This window comes from Winogradskyella poriferorum (genome assembly GCF_050618035.1).
GTDB lineage: Bacteria > Bacteroidota > Bacteroidia > Flavobacteriales > Flavobacteriaceae > Winogradskyella > Winogradskyella poriferorum_A.
The window spans coordinates 619,946-641,759 of record NZ_JBODPY010000001.1 but is presented as its reverse complement, the minus strand read 5'-3'; the positions used below and the strand labels follow the sequence as shown (position 1 = coordinate 641,759).

The 21,814-nt window shown below is 35.4% G+C and carries 19 protein-coding genes; 8 read left to right on the top strand and 11 right to left on the bottom strand.

Annotation, left to right across the window (positions count from 1 at the left end; all coding sequences use genetic code 11):
- The first annotated feature begins 78 nt into the window (after nt 1-78).
- The 6 genes from ACRHOC_RS02795 (at nt 79) to ACRHOC_RS02770 (ending at nt 6,785) form a co-directional block, all read left to right on the top strand.
- Nucleotides 79-1,146 (top strand): rhodanese-related sulfurtransferase, encoded by a 1,068-nt coding sequence (locus ACRHOC_RS02795; RefSeq protein WP_431156996.1) that lies wholly within the window; start codon nt 79-81, stop codon nt 1,144-1,146.
- Nucleotides 1,147-1,315: 169 nt separating this feature from the next.
- A complete protein-coding gene (locus ACRHOC_RS02790; protein WP_431156995.1) occupies nt 1,316-2,500 on the top strand; it encodes a PSP1 domain-containing protein in 1,185 nt (394 codons plus the stop codon).
- A complete protein-coding gene (locus ACRHOC_RS02785; protein WP_431156994.1) occupies nt 2,481-2,981 on the top strand; it encodes a gliding motility lipoprotein GldH in 501 nt (166 codons plus the stop codon). The genes ACRHOC_RS02790 and ACRHOC_RS02785 overlap by 20 nt, the downstream gene beginning before the upstream one ends.
- A gap of 9 nt (nt 2,982-2,990) precedes the next feature.
- Nucleotides 2,991-5,342, top strand: coding sequence for a penicillin-binding protein 1A (locus ACRHOC_RS02780; RefSeq protein ID WP_431156993.1), 2,352 nt, complete (start codon nt 2,991-2,993; stop codon nt 5,340-5,342).
- A gap of 86 nt (nt 5,343-5,428) precedes the next feature.
- Nucleotides 5,429-6,130 carry a CoA transferase subunit A gene (locus tag ACRHOC_RS02775; protein WP_431156992.1) on the top strand — a complete coding sequence of 234 codons (702 nt, stop codon included), beginning with the start codon at nt 5,429-5,431 and terminating at the stop codon, nt 6,128-6,130.
- Nucleotide 6,131: 1 nt separating this feature from the next.
- On the top strand, nt 6,132-6,785 hold the full coding sequence (locus ACRHOC_RS02770) for a CoA transferase subunit B (protein ID WP_431156991.1): 654 nt from the start codon (nt 6,132-6,134) through the stop codon (nt 6,783-6,785).
- Nucleotides 6,786-7,162: 377 nt separating this feature from the next.
- On the opposite strand, the gene ACRHOC_RS02765 is transcribed toward ACRHOC_RS02770, so the two are convergent.
- Complete coding sequence (locus ACRHOC_RS02765) at nt 7,163-8,851, bottom strand: ABC transporter ATP-binding protein (protein ID WP_431156990.1); 1,689 nt, start codon at nt 8,849-8,851, stop codon at nt 7,163-7,165.
- 220 nt (nt 8,852-9,071) lie between these two features.
- Here ACRHOC_RS02765 and ACRHOC_RS02760 point away from each other — a divergent pair, with 220 nt between their 5' ends.
- Both ACRHOC_RS02760 and ACRHOC_RS02755 read left to right on the top strand, forming a co-directional pair.
- Nucleotides 9,072-10,931 (top strand): M14 family metallopeptidase, encoded by a 1,860-nt coding sequence (locus ACRHOC_RS02760; RefSeq protein ID WP_431156989.1) that lies wholly within the window; start codon nt 9,072-9,074, stop codon nt 10,929-10,931.
- Complete coding sequence (locus ACRHOC_RS02755) at nt 10,862-13,465, top strand: immunoglobulin-like domain-containing protein (RefSeq protein ID WP_431157441.1); 2,604 nt, start codon at nt 10,862-10,864, stop codon at nt 13,463-13,465. Before ACRHOC_RS02760 ends, ACRHOC_RS02755 begins: the two co-directional genes overlap by 70 nt.
- A 51-nt stretch (nt 13,466-13,516) precedes the next feature.
- Here ACRHOC_RS02755 and ACRHOC_RS02750 read toward each other — a convergent pair whose 3' ends face one another.
- From ACRHOC_RS02750 to hemF, 10 genes are all read right to left on the bottom strand, one after another.
- Nucleotides 13,517-14,230 (bottom strand): 3'-5' exonuclease, encoded by a 714-nt coding sequence (locus ACRHOC_RS02750; protein WP_431156988.1) that lies wholly within the window; start codon nt 14,228-14,230, stop codon nt 13,517-13,519.
- Nucleotides 14,227-15,381 (bottom strand): serine hydrolase domain-containing protein, encoded by a 1,155-nt coding sequence (locus ACRHOC_RS02745; protein ID WP_431156987.1) that lies wholly within the window; start codon nt 15,379-15,381, stop codon nt 14,227-14,229. The genes ACRHOC_RS02750 and ACRHOC_RS02745 overlap by 4 nt, the downstream gene beginning before the upstream one ends.
- A 13-nt stretch (nt 15,382-15,394) precedes the next feature.
- Nucleotides 15,395-15,916 (bottom strand): PaaI family thioesterase, encoded by a 522-nt coding sequence (locus tag ACRHOC_RS02740; RefSeq protein WP_431156986.1) that lies wholly within the window; start codon nt 15,914-15,916, stop codon nt 15,395-15,397.
- Nucleotides 15,916-16,389, bottom strand: coding sequence for a methylated-DNA--[protein]-cysteine S-methyltransferase (locus ACRHOC_RS02735; RefSeq protein ID WP_431156984.1), 474 nt, complete (start codon nt 16,387-16,389; stop codon nt 15,916-15,918). The genes ACRHOC_RS02740 and ACRHOC_RS02735 overlap by 1 nt, the downstream gene beginning before the upstream one ends.
- Nucleotides 16,389-17,507, bottom strand: coding sequence for a CNNM domain-containing protein (locus ACRHOC_RS02730; protein ID WP_431156983.1), 1,119 nt, complete (start codon nt 17,505-17,507; stop codon nt 16,389-16,391). The genes ACRHOC_RS02735 and ACRHOC_RS02730 overlap by 1 nt, the downstream gene beginning before the upstream one ends.
- A 176-nt stretch (nt 17,508-17,683) precedes the next feature.
- Nucleotides 17,684-18,049 (bottom strand): hypothetical protein, encoded by a 366-nt coding sequence (locus tag ACRHOC_RS02725; protein WP_431156982.1) that lies wholly within the window; start codon nt 18,047-18,049, stop codon nt 17,684-17,686.
- A gap of 3 nt (nt 18,050-18,052) precedes the next feature.
- A complete protein-coding gene (locus ACRHOC_RS02720; protein ID WP_431156981.1) occupies nt 18,053-18,931 on the bottom strand; it encodes a nuclear transport factor 2 family protein in 879 nt (292 codons plus the stop codon).
- A gap of 94 nt (nt 18,932-19,025) precedes the next feature.
- Nucleotides 19,026-19,898 carry an AraC family transcriptional regulator gene (locus ACRHOC_RS02715; RefSeq protein ID WP_431156980.1) on the bottom strand — a complete coding sequence of 291 codons (873 nt, stop codon included), beginning with the start codon at nt 19,896-19,898 and terminating at the stop codon, nt 19,026-19,028.
- 20 nt (nt 19,899-19,918) lie between these two features.
- A complete protein-coding gene (gene hemB / locus ACRHOC_RS02710; RefSeq protein WP_431156979.1) occupies nt 19,919-20,908 on the bottom strand; it encodes a porphobilinogen synthase in 990 nt (329 codons plus the stop codon).
- 1 nt (nt 20,909) lies between these two features.
- On the bottom strand, nt 20,910-21,812 hold the full coding sequence (gene hemF / locus ACRHOC_RS02705) for an oxygen-dependent coproporphyrinogen oxidase (RefSeq protein WP_431156977.1): 903 nt from the start codon (nt 21,810-21,812) through the stop codon (nt 20,910-20,912).
- Nucleotides 21,813-21,814: the final 2 nt, after the last annotated feature.

Below are 21,814 nucleotides of genomic sequence, written 5' to 3'. Positions count from 1 at the left end.
TCAAGGTGCTTTTTTATTTACATTCATCAAAAAGTCTACCTTTGTACCTTATTCTTTAACTTAAAAAATTGGTATAGCATGCAACTGTACAATAACTTAAGTGCTAAAGAAAGAGCAGAATTAATTAAGCAAGCAGGTAAAGACCGCTTGACGATCTCTTTCTATAAGTACGCCAAAATTGGCAATCCAGAACTTTTTAGAAACCACATGTATTTGGCTTGGGACGAACTAGATGTCTTAGGAAGAATTTATGTGGCAAACGAAGGTATTAATGCCCAACTTTCTGTGCCTGCAGAAAATTTTAATGCCTTTAAGAATCACCTTGATACCATTTCATTTTTAGAAAATGTAAGATTAAATGTGGCCATTGAGCACGACAACTATGCATTTCTAAAGCTAAAGGTAAAAGTGCGACACAAAATTGTGGCCGATGGTCTTAATGATGCTTCATTCGATGTCACCAACAAAGGTGTACATGTCAATGCTGAGCAATTTAATGCACTAATTGAAGACTCAGATGCGGTTGTGGTAGATATGAGAAACCACTACGAAAGTGAGATAGGACATTTTAAAAATGCAATTACACCAGATGTAGATACTTTTAGAGAATCTCTAGATCTTATAGAAGAGGATTTGAGAGAACATAAAGAAGACAAGAAATTGGTAATGTATTGCACAGGTGGAATTCGTTGCGAAAAGGCGAGTGCGTATTACAAACACAAAGGATTTAAAAACGTCTTTCAGCTAGAAGGTGGTATAATAAATTACACTAGACAGGTTAATGACCAAGGTTTAGAGAATAAATTTATTGGTAAAAACTTTGTATTCGATCAGAGACGTTCTGAGCGTATAAGCGATGATATAATTGCAAACTGCCATCAATGTGGTAAACCCGCTGATACACACACTAATTGTGTTAATGAGGCCTGTCATTTGTTATTTATTCAATGCGATGAGTGCAAAGAAAAAATGGACAATTGTTGCTCATCAAACTGCCAAGAGGTTATAAAATTACCCTACGAAGAGCAAAAGGCTTTGAGAAAGGGTCAAGGCAATAGTAATGATATCTTTAAGAAAGGTAGAGCAGATCATTTGCCTTATAAAAAAGATCTCAGGAATATTTTTGAAAGCCAGAAAGAACAATAATAAGTAAGGCTCCATAAAGGAGCCTTTTTAATGAAGTATTCTAAAAGAATTACTATCAGTTAGATTTCAGTGTTCTTCACTACCACTAAATAAATAATATTATCTTTACTAATTAATTATGAATCCTTATTCTAGATTCTATATCTAGACTTTATATATATTATTTTTTATGGCTTGTAACAGTTGCTCAACTGGTAAAGACGGTCAACCTAAAGGATGCAAAAACAACGGTACTTGTGGTACGGATAGTTGTAATAAACTTACTGTTTTTGATTGGTTGTCAAATATGTCACTACCCAATGGACAAGAACCTTTTAAAGGGGTTGAGGTCCGATTTAAAAATGGGAGAAAGCACTACTATAAAAACACCGAAAATTTAACTTTAAGTATTGGAGATATTGTTGCTACACAGGCTAAATCTGGCCATGATGTAGGTATGGTAACACTTACAGGAGAATTGGTTCGTGTGCAGATGAAACGTAAAAAAGTAAATCTTGATGACCCAGAGAGCGTTTTGAAGATTTATCGAAAAGCGACGCAAAAAGATATAGATGTTTGGTCGAGCTCAAGAGATAAAGAAGAACCCATGAAGGTTAAGGCACGTCAATTTGCAATCGACCTTAATCTTAAAATGAAAATTTCTGATATCGAGTATCAAGGCGATGGGAGCAAGGCGACCTTTTATTACACTGCAGAGGAGCGTGTAGATTTTAGAGAATTAATCAAAGTATTTGCTCGTGAGTTTAGAACGCGTATTGAAATGCGTCAGGTTGGTTTTAGACAAGAAGCCGCGAGACTTGGCGGCATAGGATCTTGTGGACGTGAATTGTGCTGTTCTACATGGTTAACAGATTTTAGATCGGTAAGTACTTCTGCAGCGCGATACCAACAATTATCTTTAAACCCACTTAAACTTGCTGGGCAATGTGGTAAGCTAAAATGTTGTTTAAATTATGAGTTAGATGCTTACCTAGATGCCTTAAAAGCCTTTCCAAAAAGCGACACTAAATTATATACAGAAAAAGGTGTGGCCATTTGCCAGAAGACGGATATTTTTAAAGGCTTAATGTGGTATGCCTATGAAGGTGAGTGGATGAATTGGCATGTTATTACTACAGAACAGGCCAATGAAATTATAGCTAAGAATAAGCGTAAAGAAAAGGTGGTAAGCCTCGAGGAATACACTGTTGAGCAAGTCGAGGATACTAAAAATGAGTTTGAAAACGTTGTTGGTCAGGATAGTTTAACACGTTTTGATAGTCCAAAATCCAAAAGAAAACGTAAAAACAATAGGAAGAAGCGTAATCGTAACCGAAATAGAAATCAAAAAACAAATGCAAAAAAAACCAATTAGTATAGTTTTATTTCTGATTTGTTTATTGAATTTTTCATGTGATTCTAATGCTGTTTATGATGTTTACAAATCGGTTCCAAATCAATGGAACAAGGATACAATCGCTAATTTTTCCATTGAAGCTCCGGATACCACAAATTCCTATAATTTATTTGTAAACGTTAGAAATACTAATGATTATAAATTTAATAATCTATTTCTCATCGTTGAATTAAATTACCCTAACGGAAAGGCTTTAAGAGATACTCTAGAATATCGTATGGCTAAGCCAAATGGAGAACTTTTAGGGTCTGGATTTTCTGATATCAAGGAAAATAAATTATGGTACAAAGGCTTTGATGAACCTTTTATATTTAATGAAGAAGGGGAATATCAAGTCAATATACAACATGCTATGAGAGAAAATGGCAGTGTTGAAGGAGTTAACAATCTTGAAGGAATAACGGACATAGGATTTCGCGTTGAGAATGCGCTAAAATAATTTCAGATTATGGCAAAAAAGAAGGCTACACCAACCAAGGCCCAAACAGTTGATTTTTCAAAGTATATACGTTGGTTTTGGATTTTATTTGCCAGTGGTATTCTAGCATTTATCCTTTTATTTTTATTGGCATCTTGGGGTGCACTTGGTGAAATGCCAGATCACACAAAATTAGAGAATCCTGAAACTAATTTAGCAACAGAAATTATTTCTGCTGATGGTAAGACCTTAGGAAAATTTTATTTTAACGACAACCGAACACCTGTTGGTTATGAAAACTTACCTAAGCATCTAGTCGATGCTCTAATTGCAACCGAGGATATACGATTTTACGATCATTCTGGGATTGATGGACGAGGCACCATGAGAGCTGTTTTTAAAGCTGGTACTGGAGGTGGTGCAAGTACTATTTCTCAACAGTTGGCAAAACAATTGTTTACAGATCAAGTTTCCAAAAACAGAATTGAAAGAGCGCTCCAAAAGGTTAGAGAGTGGATTATTGCTATTAGATTAGAACGTCAATACACCAAAGAAGAAATCATTGCTCAGTATTTTAACATTTATGATTTTGGTAATAACGGTGATGGCATACGATCAGCAGCAAGAATATATTTTGGTAAAGAACCCAAAGACTTAGACCTTAAAGAATCTGCAATGTTAGTGGGTATGTTTAAGAACTCTTCATTATATAATCCACGCAGAAATCCGGAGGGAGTGAAAAATAGACGTAACGTTGTATTCGCCCAGTTACATAAATACAAGTACATAACCGAAGAAGTTAAAGACTCTTTACAAAATACAGACTTAGACTTAAACTACACTCCAGAAACACACAACCAAGGTATTGCTACGTACTTTAGAGAATATCTTCGAGGTTTCATGAAGGAATGGGTGAAGAAAGAGGAAAATCGCAAGCCAGATGGAAGTATGTATGATATTACGAGTGATGGTCTTAGAGTTTTTGTAACTATAGATTCTCGTATGCAAGCGTATGCAGAACAGGCGGTTGGGCAACACATGCCACGATTGCAAGCAGAATTTGATCATCAAAACACACCGAAAAGAAATCCTACAGCACCTTTCTTAGAGCTCGATAAAGCAGAGATTGACAAGCTACTAAGAGACGGAATGCGTAGAGGAGAGCGTTGGAGAATCTTAAAAGCTCAAGGAAAATCAAATAAGGAAATTGAGGATTCTTTTTATGTACCAAAAGAAATGAGGGTATTTAAATGGATAGATGGCAAGCCAGGAGAAGTAGATACTATTATGAAGCCAATCGATTCTATGCGCTATTATAAGTCATTTCTTAGACCTGGAATGATGTCTATGGATCCGCAAACAGGTCATGTTAAGGCTTGGGTTGGCGGTATGGATTACAGGCACTTTAAGTATGATATGGTGAAGCAAGGGAAGCGACAAGTAGGTTCAACATTTAAACCGTTTGTATATGCAACTGCAATAGATCAGCTTCAACTTTCACCATGCGATTCCTTTCCGAGATCACCCATTACAATTGAAGCTGAGAAATATGGTAATCCGGAACCTTGGACGGTAAAGAATTCAGATTATAATTATTCTGGGAATCAGACTTTAATTGAAGCACTCGCAAGTTCTACTAATACTATTACAGCAAGATTGATGAACGAAATAGGGCCACAACCCGTTGTGGAAATGGCTGAAAAGCTTGGTGTAGAACAAGAAATTTTACCAGTACCTGCTATTGCTTTAGGGACACCAGATATAAGTGTATACGAAATGGTTGCGGCTTATTCTACCTTCGCCAATAAAGGTGTTTACAACAAGCCTGTTATGATAACGAGGATTGAGGATAAGAATGGAACCGTACTTTATCAATTTACGCCTGAAAGTAAAGATGTATTAAGTGAAGAAGTTGCCTATGTAACTGTGAATCTAATGGAAGGTGTAGTACAGTCTGGTTCTGGTGCGCGTTTAAGAGATAACTGGAGAGTAAACAGACGATTTACAGAAGAAATGCTTACGGGTTACCCTTGGGAATTAACAAATCCAATTGCAGGTAAAACAGGAACAACACAAAATAATAGTGATGGGTGGTTTATGGGAATGGTTCCAAATTTAGTAACCGGTGTTTGGGTTGGTGCAGAAGACAGAGCGGCACATTTTAAAGATACAGAGTATGGTCAGGGAGCTTCTACAGCGCTTCCAATTTGGGCCTTATTTATGAAGGCCTGTTATGAAGACGAAACACTCAATGTTTCTAAGGAAGAATTTGAAGAACCGTCTGAATTATCGATAAGAGTAGATTGTACATTAAGTGCTGATGAGGAGGGAAAAAATGATGACGACTTGATTGATGATATCGATGATTTCTCTGATTTTTAGACCTTTCAACTTGCCTTTTTTTCAAATGAAATTTCTGTGATAATCAATCATAGTTTCGTAAATTTCATGATGTAAATAATCAATTTATGATAAATAAAAAAGTACCTGGCGTTGTTGAGGCGTTACAAGGTGTTTCAGATAATATGACCTTTATGTTCGGCGGTTTTGGTTTGTCTGGTATTCCAGAGAATGCAATTGCGCGCTTGGTTCAACTTAATGTAAAAGGTCTAACATGTGTATCTAATAATGCAGGTGTTGATGATTTTGGATTAGGTTTGTTGTTACAGCAGAAACAGATCAAAAAAATGATCTCCTCATATGTTGGTGAGAACGATGAGTTTGAACGTCAAATGTTATCTAAAGAGCTAGAAGTAGAGCTTATTCCTCAAGGGACTCTTGCTGAGCGCTGTAGAGCAGCTCAAGCAGGTTTTCCTGCTTTTTACACACCTGCAGGTTATGGTACTGAAGTTGCAGAGGGCAAGGAGGTGAGAGAGTTTGATGGCAAAATGCACATCCTAGAATACGCCTTTAAGGCAGATTTTGGTTTTGTAAAGGCCTGGAAGGGTGATACTGCCGGAAATTTAATTTTCAAGGGAACTGCAAGAAATTTTAATCCTAATATCTGTGGTGCAGCTAAAATTACCGTAGCTGAAGTTGAGGAGCTTTTACCAGCAGGTGCGTTAGATCCAAATCAAATTCATATACCTGGAATATTTGTGCAACGCATCTTTCAAGGCGTGCAATATGAGAAGAGAATTGAACAGCGAACAGTAAGAAAACGCAACTGATATGTTAGACAAAAACGGAATTGCAAAGCGTATAGCAAAGGAAGTACAAAATGGGTATTATGTAAATTTAGGTATTGGCATACCTACTTTAGTGGCCAATTTTGTAAGAGAAGATATAGAGGTAGAGTTTCAAAGTGAAAATGGAGTTTTAGGGATGGGACCTTTTCCTTTTGAAGGTGAAGAAGACCCAGACATTATTAATGCAGGCAAGCAGACCATTACAACACTACCAGGTGCAAGCTTTTTTGATTCGGCAATGAGTTTCTCTATGATTAGAGGGAAACATGTAGATCTTACTATTTTGGGAGCTATGGAGGTCGCGGAGAATGGTGATATTGCAAATTGGAAGATACCAGGCAAAATGGTAAAAGGAATGGGTGGCGCTATGGATTTAGTGGCTAGTGCAGAAAACATAATTGTTGCGATGACGCATACAAACCGTGCAGGAGCATCTAAATTATTAAAACGCTGTAGTCTACCGTTGACTGGTGTTGGTTGTGTAAAGAAAATCGTGACTAATATGGCGGTTTTAGAAATAACACCAGAAGGATTTAAATTACTTGAAAGAGCTCCAGGTGTTACAGTAGATCAGATTAAAGAAGCGACCGAAGGTACTCTAATTGTTGAAGGGGAAATACCTGAGATGGAATTATAGATATTAGATAGACTTATTTATTACACCACTTTTAGCAAGGTGGTTTTTTTGTAGGATATTTCGTTGATAGCGTTCTAAAATGTTAAAAAAACATGTATTTCAACGATTAATAAGGTATTTAAACTGATAAATTGAAAATTAATCCCATATTAGCAATCCCAAATTAATAACCAAGTTTACCATAAACTTAATTTATGATTTGCCCCAAATCTATCATGAATTTAATCTATGAAAACAAATCAAAATCTACCAGAACCTACTTTAAATGAAAACGGAATGTTTTCAAATTTCAAAAACACAATGAGGTTAGTCTCTAATGTTTTAAAATTAACTAAGAAAATTTTCATGCTATAGCAACTATGTTATAGCATGTTTTTTTAGCCCTTAGGGATAGCGTTTATTAATTTTTTTGTGTATTCTTTTTCAGGTGAATTGAACAACGTATCTGCTTCACCAATTTCTTCAATTTTTCCAGCATTCATTACCAATAATTGGTCCGCCATATATTTAACAACAGCAAGATCGTGTGAAATAAAAATATAGGTAAAACCAAACGTCGACTTTAAATGATTTAATAGATTAAGAACCTGAGCTTGCACCGAAATATCCAATGCTGATACAGATTCATCACAAATTATGAGTTTTGGCTCTAAGGCAATTGTTCTTGCAATACCTATACGCTGGCGTTGACCACCAGAGAATTCATGAGGATATCTTGAGAAATAGGTCTCGTCTAGACCAACCTGAGTTAATATATTGAGTACTTTTTCTTTTCTTTCACCATCATCCTTGCCAATACTATGAACACGCATTGGTTCCATAATGGCTTGCCCTACCATAATTCTAGGATTAAGAGAAGCAAAAGGGTCTTGAAAGATAATCTGAATATCTTTTCGAAGTTTCCTTAATTCCTTTTTCGTAAGATTGGTAATATTCTCGCCATTATAGATAATTTTGCCACTTGTAGCTTTGTCTAATTGAAGGATAGCATTTCCAAGGGTTGACTTACCACATCCAGATTCACCTACTAAACCAAGTGTTTCTCCACGATATACTTTAAAACTAACATCATTAACCGCTTTGAAACTATTTTGTTTTGAGAACCAACCTGTATTTGTAAAATATTCCTTTTCAATATTATGAACCTCTAACAGTGGTTTCTGGTTATACAAATTCTTGTGATGTTCAAGGCGTTGTGAAGTCGATATTATTTCAGAATCAGGTTGACCCTCTAAAAAGTCTGATATTGTAGGTAGTGTTCTTAATCTTTCATTTGTAGATGGCCGTGCATTTATGAGTGCTTTGGTATAAGTGTGTTTCGGAGATTCAAAAATATTACGAACTGAATTCTTTTCTATAATTTCACCTTTATACATAACAATAACATCATCAGCAAATTGCGAAACCAGCGAAAGATCGTGAGAAATAAAAAGAACACTCATTTTCGTATCTTTTTGTAAAGACTTAATTAAGTCTAATATTTCCTGTTGTACCGTTACATCCAAAGCTGTTGTAGGCTCATCTGCAATTAAAATTTTAGGTTTACAAGCAATGGCCATGGCAATCATAACGCGTTGCTTTTGGCCACCAGATATTTCATGAGGATAAGCTTTATATATTCGCTCTGGATTTGGAAGCTTTACTTTATTAAATAAAGCAACAACTTCAGTCTGTATTTCATGCTGGCTATATGCAGTGTGTTTTTTTAAGATTTCTTCGACTTGTTTACCGCAGCGCATTGAGGGATTAAGTGAACTCATTGGTTCTTGAAAAATCATAGCAATTTCATTTCCTCTTATGAGTTGATAGTCTTTTTGGTTTAACCCAACGAGTTCTTTTGTATTAAACTGAATTGAACCAGAGGTGATTTTTGAGATTTGACTCGGAAGAAGTCCCATAATTGAAAGTGAGGTAATGGATTTCCCAGATCCAGATTCACCAACAATCGCTGTAATCGAATTCGAATTAAGCTGAAAACTTAAATTCTTTAAAATAGGTGTTTCTTTTTCATTGTTATAAAACGAAACGGAAAGATTTTCTATGTCTAATAAAACAGGGTCACCCATAATTAATGTAAAAATAGTAAAGTGAAGGGGGCAATTTTAGTGTTTGATGCCAAAAATTTTGAATTCAAGTAGTTTATTTAATCTGTTAATAAACAGCCTGTTATATTTTGGTGTAATTTCAAAATATGCATTTCATCGAATAAATATGCATTTTATGGATAAAAACTGAATAAATATTCTATATTAGCCACCTATTAATTTCATTACTAACCCCAAACTAATGAGAAAAATTACCTATTTAGTCCCAATGCTATTTTTAGCATTCCAAATTTTTGCTCAAAACAATCATTCTAGAATTTCAATTAACAATCCGAGTCAATCTACAATAGATCTTCTTGCTCAGCAAGGGATTGATTTGAGATGTGGAGCAACTCATCACCACGATGAAATGCACATAGACATATCAGATGCAGATCGAATGGTTCTGGAGCAACTCGGTATCTCATACACAACAGAGATCACCGACTTAAAGAGCTTCTATAACCAACGTGCAGTAAGTGGATTGCCAATGGCTAACTTAAAGACTAAGGCTGAACATGCTAAAACCATTGCACTTAGAAATGCAGAATTAGCCAAACGTGGTTCGGTTTCAGCAACTACGATCGAAAATTATTTGCAATATGCAGAATTAGACGAAAAAGATTGGTCAACACCATTAAATTTTGAACTAGGTTCAATGGGTGGTTGTTATACCATTAGCGAAGTTTTGGCAGAGCTCGATCAAATGCGAACGTATTCTGTTAGTAACGGTCTTAATATAGTTTCGGTAAAACAAGATGCATCTCCTACGAATCAGACAACATGGGGAAATCCATCTAGTACAATAACTAATAATGGTCTAACCTATAGTGGTCAAGGAAATACCTTTTGGGATCCGCAGACCATTTACTACGTAAGGATAACAGGTAATGAAAGCAGTACTACTGAAGGTACAAGACCACAGCTTTTATTTACATCTATGATCCATTCTAGAGAGGTAAATGCTCTAATGGGGAATTTATATTTTATGTGGTACTTAATAGAGAATTACAGTACGGATTCTGCCATAAAACATTTAGTTGATAACAATGAGTTGTATTTTGTTCCTGTTGTTAATCCAGATGGATTACGATGGAATGAACATTTGAGTTCATCAGGTGGTGGAATGCAACGTAAGAATTTAAGACCAGGTGCAGGAGGGACATCAAACTCTTCATCAAATAGAGGTGTTGATTTAAACAGAAATTTTGATTATTTCTGGGGTACTGCAGGTTCGGGTTCGTCAGGAACAACTACAAGTGATTCATACCGTGGCCCAAGCGCAGCATCTGAGCCTGAGACTCAAATTATGGTTGATTTTATCACTAACAGAAACTTTAAAATGGGAATATGGAATCACTCTTTTGCAAATTCAATCCCACACCCTTATGGAGGAAACCCATCTTTTGTCTCTGGGCGAGAGGATGAAATGCATCGTATGCATGAGGCCATGACAAAATACAATCGCTATGTATCTGGTGCAACAATTTTTTCAGCAGCTAACGGTATTGCCGATGACTGGATGGTTGGTGGAAGTACCGATGCTAATGGTTCTAATGGGTCTGGACAAAATATTTTAGCCACTACACCAGAACATGGAGGAACAGGTTTTTGGCCTTCGCCTAGCGATATTATTCCTATTGCAAAACGATCGGTACGTATTTCTTTAATGGGCGCTTATTATGGAGGTAAGTATGCAAAACTGCATGATTTAACACAAAGTGATATCTCTAGTCTTACATCAAATTTAGATTTTGGAATAGAGCGTGTAGGCCAAACATCAAGTGATTTTACTTTAAACTTTACGCCAATATCGTCTAATATAACCAGTATTGTGTCTCCTGCGACAGAAACTGGTATGAGTGTTCTAGAACAAAGAACAGTTTCGGCATCATTAACATTAGATGCAGGTATACAGCCGAACGAGAAAATAGAATTTACAGTATCACTTTCTAATGATGATGGTGTAATTTATGAAGCTACAGTAGAGAAATATTACCAGCCAACACGAGTTTTGCAGTTACAGGATTATCTCCTGAAACGCAATATACATTTACTGTAATCGCCAAAGATGCTGCAGGGAATGTTTCTAGTGAAAGTAATAGTGCGGTAGTTACTACCGATGCTGTTCCTGTTACGTATTGTGCTTCACAAAGTTCAAATGTAAATGATGAATATATTTCTCGAGTACAGCTAAATACTATTGATAATAGTTCAGGAGCTCAATTCTATTCAGATTTTACTGCACAGTCCACGACCTTAATAAAAGGATCTCAGTACACAGTAACAATAACTCCAACATGGACAGGAACTTTATATAATGAAGGATATTCTGTTTGGATTGATTATAATAGAGATGGAGATTTTACGGATGCGAATGAACAAGTGTTTACACAATCTCCTACTCAGGCAACTCCTGTAAGTGGAAGCTTTACCGTGCCAAGTAGCGCATCGGAAGTGGCTACTAGAATGCGTGTAACAATGAGTTATAATGCTACGGTAGGTCCATGTGCCTCCTTTACCTATGGTGAAGTGGAAGACTATACCATTGTAATAGAAGGAACAGGACCAGATACTGAAGCTCCAGTAATAACTTTAAATGGTGCTTCAACAATCAACTTAAATGTTGGTGAAGCCTACAATGAACTTGGAGCTACCGCAACTGATAATGTTGATGGTGATATTTCAGGGAGTATTGTTATAGGTGGAAACACTGTAAATACAAATATTCCAGGGACATATATTGTCACTTATAATGTTAGTGATGCCGCAGGAAATGCTGCATCAGAAGTTACACGAACAGTTAATGTTAATGCAGATACTACGGCTCCGGTTATTACATTAATTGGTGCGTCTAATATTAGTTTAGATCTAGGGCAGACTTATAATGAGCAAGGTGCGACAGCATCAGATAATATAGATGGTGATATTTCTGCAAATATTGTTATAGGTGGAGACACTGTGAATACCAATATTGCAGGCACTTATATTGTCACATATAACGTTAGTGATGCCGCAGGAAATGCTGCAAACCAAGTTACAAGATCTGTTACTGTTAATCCAGATACTACGGCACCAGTAATTACATTAATTGGTGCATCTGTTGTTGATCTTAATGTAGGTGATACCTACACAGAGCAAGGTGCAAATGCAACCGACAACATTGATGGCAATATTTCAGCGAATATTGTAATTGGTGGTGATATCGTTAATACAAATGTTGCAGGGACTTATACGGTAACCTATAACGTAAGTGATGCCGCAGGAAATGCTGCGTCACAAGTAACGAGAACTGTGAATGTAAATGAAGTGTCTAGTGGATGTACTGGTGGAATTTCTACTTTCCCATACACCGAGAGTTTTGAATCTGGTGATGGTTGGACTCAAGCTGGTGGAGATGATGGTAATTGGGTAAGAAATAGTGGCTCGACACCTTCAAATACTACAGGACCAAGTTCTGCAGCTAATGGATCTTTTTATATGTTCTTGGAGGCTTCTACTAATAATAGTCCAGGCCAGATAGGACCAAATGCAACGGCTATTCTAGTTAGTCCTTGTTTTGATTTAACTGCTGAAACAGCTGCTGTATTTACTTTCCAGAATCACTTATATGGAACCAATATTGGAACGCTTTCTCTTGAGGTTTCTACAGATGAAGGTGGCTCATGGACTTCTATTTGGAGTTTATCTGGTAATCAAGGTAATCAATGGAACCAAGCTTCTGTAGACTTAGCAACATATACTGGTCAATCTATTACTTTACGATTTGTTGGTACAACAGGATCTAGTTGGAGAAGTGATATTGCTATAGATAATTTAGAATTAAATGCTGATGATGGCTCTGGTTCTTCGGGTTGTGATGTTCTTAACTTTAATGATTATACGCTTAATTCCTTCTCTACCCAAGATAGCGATGGAAGTAATTCAATAGGTTCAGGTGGCACATCATTAACCTTATCTAATAATACATGGAAGTATATTAATTTCCCTTATACAGTTACTGCAAATACTGTTATAGAATTAGAGTTTAGTAGTACATCAGAGGGTGAAATACATGCTATTGGATTTGAGAATGATAATTCATTAACCTCTTCATTCTACTTTAAGTTCTACGGAACACAGAATTATGGTATTACGAACTTTGATAATTATTCTAATGGTACTGTTACCTACGTAATTCCGGTTGGTGATTCATATACAGGAAGTATGGACAGGTTAGTATTTATTAATGATAATGATGCTGGTTCTGGCAATAATTCTACATTCTCAAATGTGAAGATTTATGAAACATCTTGTTCGGGTACAACAGTTGCTATTCCTTTCGGAACAAGAGATGATGAATTAGGTGATGAAGATGAAAATAATGCAAACGCCTTTTCACTTTATCCAAATCCAGTTAAAAATGTTCTATATATAAAGTCTAATTTCCTAAGTGAAGAAACAACGACTTATAGAATTATTAATATGCTAGGTCAAACTGTTGCAAAAGGTAATAGATACAATGAAATAAATGTGCAAGAATTAGAGGGAGGAGTTTACTTTGTTGAATTGGCCGTAGGTGATGATATCATTTTAAAACGATTCATAAAGAATTAGAATTATAATATCACTATTAAAAAAGCCTAGATTTTAAATCTGGGCTTTTTTTTATATATGCTTTATTTCATTTTCATGAAGTAATTCATCACCTCTTAATCGGAGAAAAATCTGGGCCACGGCAACGGTATCCTTTTCACAATAGTTGATTATACGATCTATATTTTTTTCTTCATAATAAACACGATATACCTCACTACCATCAATATCATCCTTAGGAGACGGAATTCCCAAAACATGGGTTAAAAGTTTTAGAGAGGTATAGGTTTTATAATCTCCAAACTTCCACAACTCTAAAGTGTCTAAATGCGGAACTTCCCAAGGTTTTTTACCAAAAAGATTGAGTTTATAGGGTAATTCTATATTGTGAATTATCATGCGTCGCGCGATATATGGAAAATCAAATTCTTTACCATTGTGCGCGCAAAGCAAATGCTTATTTTGACTAAAATGTGAAATTATAAGATTCTTAAAGTCTTTTAATATTCTAATTTCATCACCATAAAATGAGGTCACTCTAAAGGACCGCTCTTCACCATTAAGTTTAAAATAACCAACCGAGATGCAGATTATTTTACCAAACTCTGCCCATATACCAGCACGATCATAAAATTCCTCTGCTGTAAATTCATCTTTTCTCTGATATTGGGATTTGGCTTCCCATAGGTGTTGTTTTGTGTCGTTGAGTTCATCGAACTTTTCCGTTTCAGGAACAGTTTCGATATCTAAAAACAATATATTTTCGAGATCTAGTCTGCTGATCATAAACCAAGCATTTTGTATGCCTCTTCGATATATAATGTAATATCATTAGTGAATTTACCAATGCCAGCATCAGGCGATTTTTGATGTCCTAGACGTACAATGATTACATTATCTTCGGGTTGGATTATAACGTACTGCCCGAGATGACCGCGCATCATCTTAAAGTTTTTGCCATTGACATCCTTTAACCACCATCCGTAACCGTATTCTGGACTTTCAGGAAATCTTGGTTTTATAGACTTTACAACAAAACTAGAATCAAGAACTTGTTTCCCATTCCACTTGCCATGGTCTTTAAACAATTTACCATATCTCGCAAAATCCTTCGCGTTACCAGCAATACAGCAATATGCTTTTACTAGGTCATGGTCTTCACTATCAACTTGCCATAACACATCGTTTTCACTGCCTAGTGGTTTCCAGAAACTTTCTTCTAAATAATCATATAATTTTTTACCTGTTGCTTTTTCAATAACCATAGCAAGCATTTGTGTATCACCACTTGCATATTTAAATGCCTTACCAGGTTCTGTGGCCATTTTCAATCCATTGGAAACCTTTGCAAGATCATCATCAAAATACGCTCTTGTTGTGATAGAAAAAGGCGAATAATAGGCTTCATCCCAATTTGTGCCAGAGGCCATACTAGATAGGTCTCCAACAGTCATTTTTAAGGCTTCTCCTTCACAAAATGCAGGTAGAAAATCACATACAGGTTGCTCTAAGCTTTTTATATATCCTTCTTCAATAGCCTTACCCATTAAACCAGAAACATAACTCTTGGCCATAGAGAAGGAATTTGATTTTGAATCTTCATTAAAACCATCATAATACGCTTCAAACCAAATACTGTCGTTTTTAATAATTACATAAGCAATAGTGCCCCAATCTTTATGCGCTTGTTTTAGCTTATCTGTCTGTTGTGTTTTATTATAGTTTATGTGATTAGGCCATGGCTCAGGGTTCTCACTTGCTTCTACGATTTGGTTATCAAAATACTTGTAGTCTTCTAGATAAGCCGTAGTGTGGCCTTTCATATAAATGGTTCTAACGGCTTTTAAGAGATAATCTGTATCAGTAATATAGAGCAGGCCTATTACTAATGCCAATAGTATAACAATAAAGCGTAATGTCTTTTTTAATAGTTTCATTTTTCAATAAAGCTTAGTGTTTTTTCTTGCGATTTTTAACCTTTGATTTATAAAAGGCCTTATTTGCAATGTATAGTGTTTTGTTAAAGGTAGCAACAATATTGTCTTTTTCATCAACGAGATTCATTGATTTTACAATATCCATTTCATTTTCATTGCTAATTTTTTTCTTGATAGATTCAATTTCTTCTTTTGTAAAAACAAATTCTCCATAGATCTTACCTTTACCTGGTCTTTTGTAGGTGGCCTCAACAGATTTATCCCATATAATGTAATCATTGCCAAGAATTTGTAAAAGCTGAATCATGTATATAGGGTCTGTCGCGGCTAACATGCTTCCGCCAAACATGCTTCCTGCATAGTTTCGGTTTTTCCAGCTAAGCTTTAGTTTTATCTTAATATAAAGTAAATCATCACTTACCTCAACAATTTTCCCAGTTGTTCTCCTGTACATTGGAGACCAATTGAACCCGTATTTGTATATGGTAGATACTTTAAAGTATTTTTTTAATATTTCGGTTCCAGACTTATACATTAGAATAAACTTTGTTGTTTGTATTCGCTTTCGTGGTTTAATAACCATTGTTTTCTTGACAGTCCACCTGCATAACCAGTAAGGCTACCATCAGAACCGATTACTCTATGGCATGGAATAATTATCCAAAGTGGGTTTTTACCATTGGCACTGGCCACAGCTCTAATGGCTTTTGGGTCACCTAATTTCTTTGAAAGCTCCAGATAAGATATGGTTTTACCGTAAGGAATATTTTGTAGTTCTTTCCAAACTGATTTCTGAAATTCAGTGCCTTTAGGATTTAAAGTTAAATCGAACTGTTTTATTTCGTTATTGAAATAGGCTTTAAGTTGCATAGCACAATCTACAAGCTCAGAAGGCACGTTTTCAGTTATGGTTTTAGTTGAATCTAAAACTTTTATTGAATCAATACCATTTTGGTCTCCTGTAATTTCAGCATACCCAATAGGCGTTTCGATGACACAGGTTGGCATTAGTTTTCTGGGTTTTCATTCTCAATCAAACCAAGACGTTTAGCTCTTGTTTCCCAACTTTTTCTCGCTAATAATTGAAGATCAGAGACATTATCACTTTCATCCATAATTTCAAGTCCTAATAAGGTTTCGATAACATCCTCCATGGTTACCAAACCACTTACTGAGCCATATTCGTCAACTACAAGTGCCATATGGTTGCGACTCTCTACAAGCTGTTCAAAAAGTTTTGGAATGGGCATACTGCGATTTACGATGATAATGTTTCGCTTTAATTCTGATAAAGGCTTAGAGCCATTACCTAATGCCATTTCCCTAAAAACCTCGTCTTTAAGAACTAGTCCAGTTATATTATCTGCTTCTTCCGTAAAGACTGGAATACGAGAGAACCTAATATTTTGATTCACTTCAAAGAATGCTTCGATAGATGTACTTTCATTTTCAGTTTTCATGACCGTTCTCGGTGTCATCACATCTTTAGCTTGAACTTCTTTAAAGGTTATTAAGTTCTTAATGACTGTACTTTCGCTCTCTTCAAAGACGCCTTCTTCTTGAGCAATATCAGCCATGGCTACAAATCCTTCTCTGCTTAAAACACTGCCATGACCCTTTCCACCAATTAATTTAGTGGTTAATTGAAGTAACCATAGTATTCCGGTCCACTTTAATGGAAATATTAACACATTAAGTGCTTTTGAGGTAAAATTCGCTAATTGTTTCCAAAAAGTAGCACCAATAGTTTTAGGAATAATCTCGGAAGCAACAAGAATTAGTATGGTCATCACCGTAGAAACAAGTCCAACCATAACATCTTCTGTAAAATCAATACCAAGGACTGAACGTTTTGTTGTTCCATATAGTTCAGCATAAGCGACTTTGGCTTGCACACCAACTAGTATAGCACCTACAGTATGGGCAATAGTATTTAAAGTAAGTATTGCGATTAGTGGTCGATCTACATCTTTCTTAAGATTCTCTAAAGATTCAGCGTAGGCTTTTCCTTCTTTCTTTTTTACGTTAATAAAAGTAGGTGTGATACTTAACAAAACAGCTTCTAAAATGGAGCATAAAAACGAAAAGAAGATTGAAATTATAGCGTAAAAAATAAGTAAGCCCATTAAGGTATTGTAATTTAGTTATTGCTAATTTACGAAAAGCTGTTTTAAAGGAATTATTATAAAAAGGGATAATTGTAAATTCTTTAATACAGGATAACGATATTGATTTTTTAACCATTACAAATAATAAAGCCTGATTACGTATCAGGCTTATTTGTTAATCTTTAAGGGTTAATTTATTGTTTTAAATATCTGCTCATTTTCATTGTAGACCCTTCAATCATGTTGACATAAGATGCTACTGAATTATCACTCATAAACTTTGCCATTGAGGCTTCTGCATCGTTCATAGTTTGCCATCTTACGACAACAACAACTTCGTTTGTGTCTTTTGAGTATCCACTTTCTCTACTTATATAACCAGGTTGTTTACTGGTATATAAATCTTGAATCTTGGAGTCTTCCTCCCAAAATTTATCGGAATTAACAGACGGTTTATAGTGAAAGGATGTAACTTCAATTACATAAGAATCGGTAGTTTCAGTATTTTGATGACAACTTAACACTGTAATTCCAATTATAATTAAAATGAATTTTTTCATTGTCTAGAAATTGAATTTACCGTTGCTATTTTTGTGTTCTGCTTTTGGTAGAATACTTTCAATAATATCCCAGTGCTCTGCTATTTTGCCATTTTCAATTCTAAAAAGATCATAAAAAGACGTATTAGCGCCAGCAAATTTTCCTTCGCTAACGGCAAGCACAAAATTTCCTTCCCCTAGAACAATATGCACTTTATCATAGACCATTGTCACACCATTTTTAGCCATATCTTCTAGTGCTTTACCAAGACCTGATAGGCCATCACCAATCATAGAATTATGTTGAATATAATTGTCGCCATCAAAATAGTTTGCCATTTTATCAAATTCTCCATTAACCAAAACGGTATTTAAGAAATTATTTACGAGGTCTTTGTTTGCTTCAGTTTTGTCTAAGTCTGTGATTTTTGTCTCTCCATCAGTCTGAGAATGACCACTTGGATTTGGCTGTGTTAATTCGGCAAGGTTATCCCAATGCTCAACAATTTTACCGTCTTCAAATCTAAATATGTCAAATCCAACTTTAGGTCCAAAGAAGTCATAAATAGTATGTGAAAATGTATAGTCTCCGTCCTGAAAAGAGCGTACAACCTTGGCCTTAAAGCCACCTTCAGGTGCATGTTGCATAACCTCTCCAAAACCAGCTAAACCATCTGCGACAGCAAGATTATGCTGTATGTATTTTTTGGGATTTATATAAGTAATTGCTGTTTGATCTCCAGTTTCTAAGCTTTCTAAAACTGCAGTTGCTTTGTCCTTATTTGAATGTTGTGTTTTTGTTTCCATAGATGTTTTTTGTGTTTCTTCTTTGTTTGATTTTTGAGTTGTGTTACATGCGCATAATAAAAATGCCAGAGTAACGAGTGTTAATATGTTCTTCATAATGATGATTTTGTGTTGTACAAAGATGAAGAGAAGGACAAATTAATTAAAGATGAAAATCTGAATTAAAATGGTTAAAAACGAACCTATATTTCTATTTATTGGCGTTTTTAAATGATTTTGGGGTTAAACCTGTATTTTTCTTAAAAAACTTGGTGAAGTTAGTAGCGTCTTCGAAGCCAAGTTTATAAGCAAGTTGTGTGCTTTTAATTGATGAATTAGTTAGGCTTCGTTTTGCCTGTAAAATCACGTAGTCGTCAATTACAGTTTTTGCAGTTTTATTAACTAAGGCTTTAGAAATTGTATTAAGGTGTTTGTAGGTAACACCCAATTCAGTAGCATAGAAATTAGCACTACGAGTTTTATTAAAATTATTTTCTAACAGTCTTGTAAAATTCTGAAATAACTGAATTTTAGATGAAGTTTTAATATGAAAGGTTTGATGTTGTTTATAGTACTCAGCCTTTGAGACTAATATGACGAAAAGTGATTCTAATATGGACTTTTGATTAAAAATTGAACGCTTCTTAAACTCACTTTGTAATAAATCGAAGTAACTATTAAAATCTGATTGTCTAGGAATTTGAAGTATAGGAGAAAACAGTTGCGGATTAAAGAGTCTGAAAACAAAATCATTCGGAAGATGTGAGAAACTCTTAGCAAAGTAATCTTCAGTAAATAGTATGCAATACCCTTTAAAATTAGTGGAAAAATCGAATGCATTAACTTGATCTTTGGTGAGGTAAATGAGTGTGTTTTCCTTAATGGGATACCAATTAAAATCAATAAAATGCTTGCCTTCTCCTTCAGTAAAAAAAATCAGATTATAGAATTTTAATTGATGAGGTTGCTCGGGATTGTGGTCAAATCCTTTTTGTTGTCTTATGAAGTCTATGGAAACAACATCAAATCCAAAGTTCTCTTTTTCAGCGGATTGAAATACAATATGAGGAATGTCTTTTTTCAAATTACCTCAAAAGATAGCCATTATGACAATAACTTGACTACATCCTTTGCAAAATAACTCGCTATAATATCAGCTCCTGCACGTTTAATGGATGTGATTTGTTCTAGCATTACAGCATCATGATCTAACCAACCTTTTTCAGATGCAGCTTTAAGCATCGCATATTCGCCGGAAACTTGATAAACTGCAATTGGAATATCAAAACTATTCCTAATATCTCGTACAATATCTAAATAGGATAGTCCTGGTTTTACCATAACAACATCAGCACCTTCATTAATATCCATTTCAGTTTCACGAATAGCTTCTTCACGGTTGGCAAAATCCATTTGATAGGTCTTTTTGTCTTTTGGAACATTTTGTAGATCCACTGGTGCGGAATCGAGAGCATCTCTAAAAGGCCCATAAAATGCCGAAGCATACTTAGCACTATAACTCATAATTCCGGTGTCTAAGAAATTAGACTGATCTAAAGCTTCTCTTATGCCGAGAATACGTCCATCCATCATGTCACTTGGAGCAACAAAATTGGCTCCTGCTTCAGCATGAGAAATACTCATTTCTGCCAACACCTCAACTGTAGCATCATTTATTATTTTTCCATTTTCAATAATACCATCGTGACCATATGAAGAAAATGGATCTAGTGCAACATCGGTCATTACCAACATATCCGGACATACTTCTTTAACAGTTTTAATAGCGCGTTGCATTAGACCATTTGGATTAAGTGCTTCTGTGCCTTTGTTATCTTTTAAGTCATCCTCAACTTTCACAAAAAGCAACACAGACTTTAAACCGAGACTCCAAAGTAACTTTACCTCCTCTTTTAAAAGATCTAAACTATAACGATAATAGTTGGGCATTGAAGCTATTTCTTCTTTTATATTATGGCCTTCAACAACAAAAAGGGGAACTAAAAAGTCATTTGGTGTTATGATAGTTTCTCTCACTAAACCTCTTATAACCTCGTTAGTCCTTAAACGTCTATTTCTTCTAATCGGAAACATATTATATCCAGTTTTTAGGTTGTTGTAATACTTTAATTAATTTTTCTTCCTCACTTCCTTTTTCAGGATGATGATCATAAACCCATTGTACATGTGGTGGTAGACTCATTAGGATACTTTCTATCCTTCCATTGGTTTTAAGTCCGAATAAAGTCCCTTTGTCATGCACAAGATTAAATTCTACATAGCGTCCTCGTCTTATTTCTTGCCAATCGCGTTGTTCTTGAGTATAGGTTAAATCTTTTCGTTTTTCAACAATGGGTACATATGCGTTAAGGAAACTGTCACCAACTTCTGTTACAAAGTTATACCAGTCCTCCATACTCATGCGCTCAGATTTTTTACAATAATCAAAGAATAATCCACCAATGCCACGAGCCTCATTTCGGTGTGTATTGTAAAAATAATTGTCGCAACGTTCCTTGTATTTTTGGTAGAATTCCGAATGATGTTTGTCACAAGCACTTTTGCACACTTGATGAAAGTGTTTCGCGTCCTCTTCAAAAAGATAGTATGGTGTTAGGTCTTGTCCACCTCCAAACCATTGATCTACAATGTTGCCGTCTTGGTCGTACATTTCAAAATAGCGCCAATTGGCGTGTACTGTCGGTACCATTGGATTTTTAGGATGTAGCACCAAACTCAAACCACAAGCAAAAAAATCAGCATCTTCAACACCAAAATAGGCTTGCATACTCTCTGGTAATTTACCATGCACTCCAGAGATGTTTACACCACCTTTCTCAAAAACATTTCCGTTTTCAATTACTCTAGTTCTACCACCACCACCTTCAGGGCGTTTCCAAATATCTTGCTGAAACATGGCTTTACCATCAATTGCTTCTAATTTAGAAGTAATGGTGTCTTGTAATTCGTGTATGTAATTAAAAAACTTATCCTTCAATT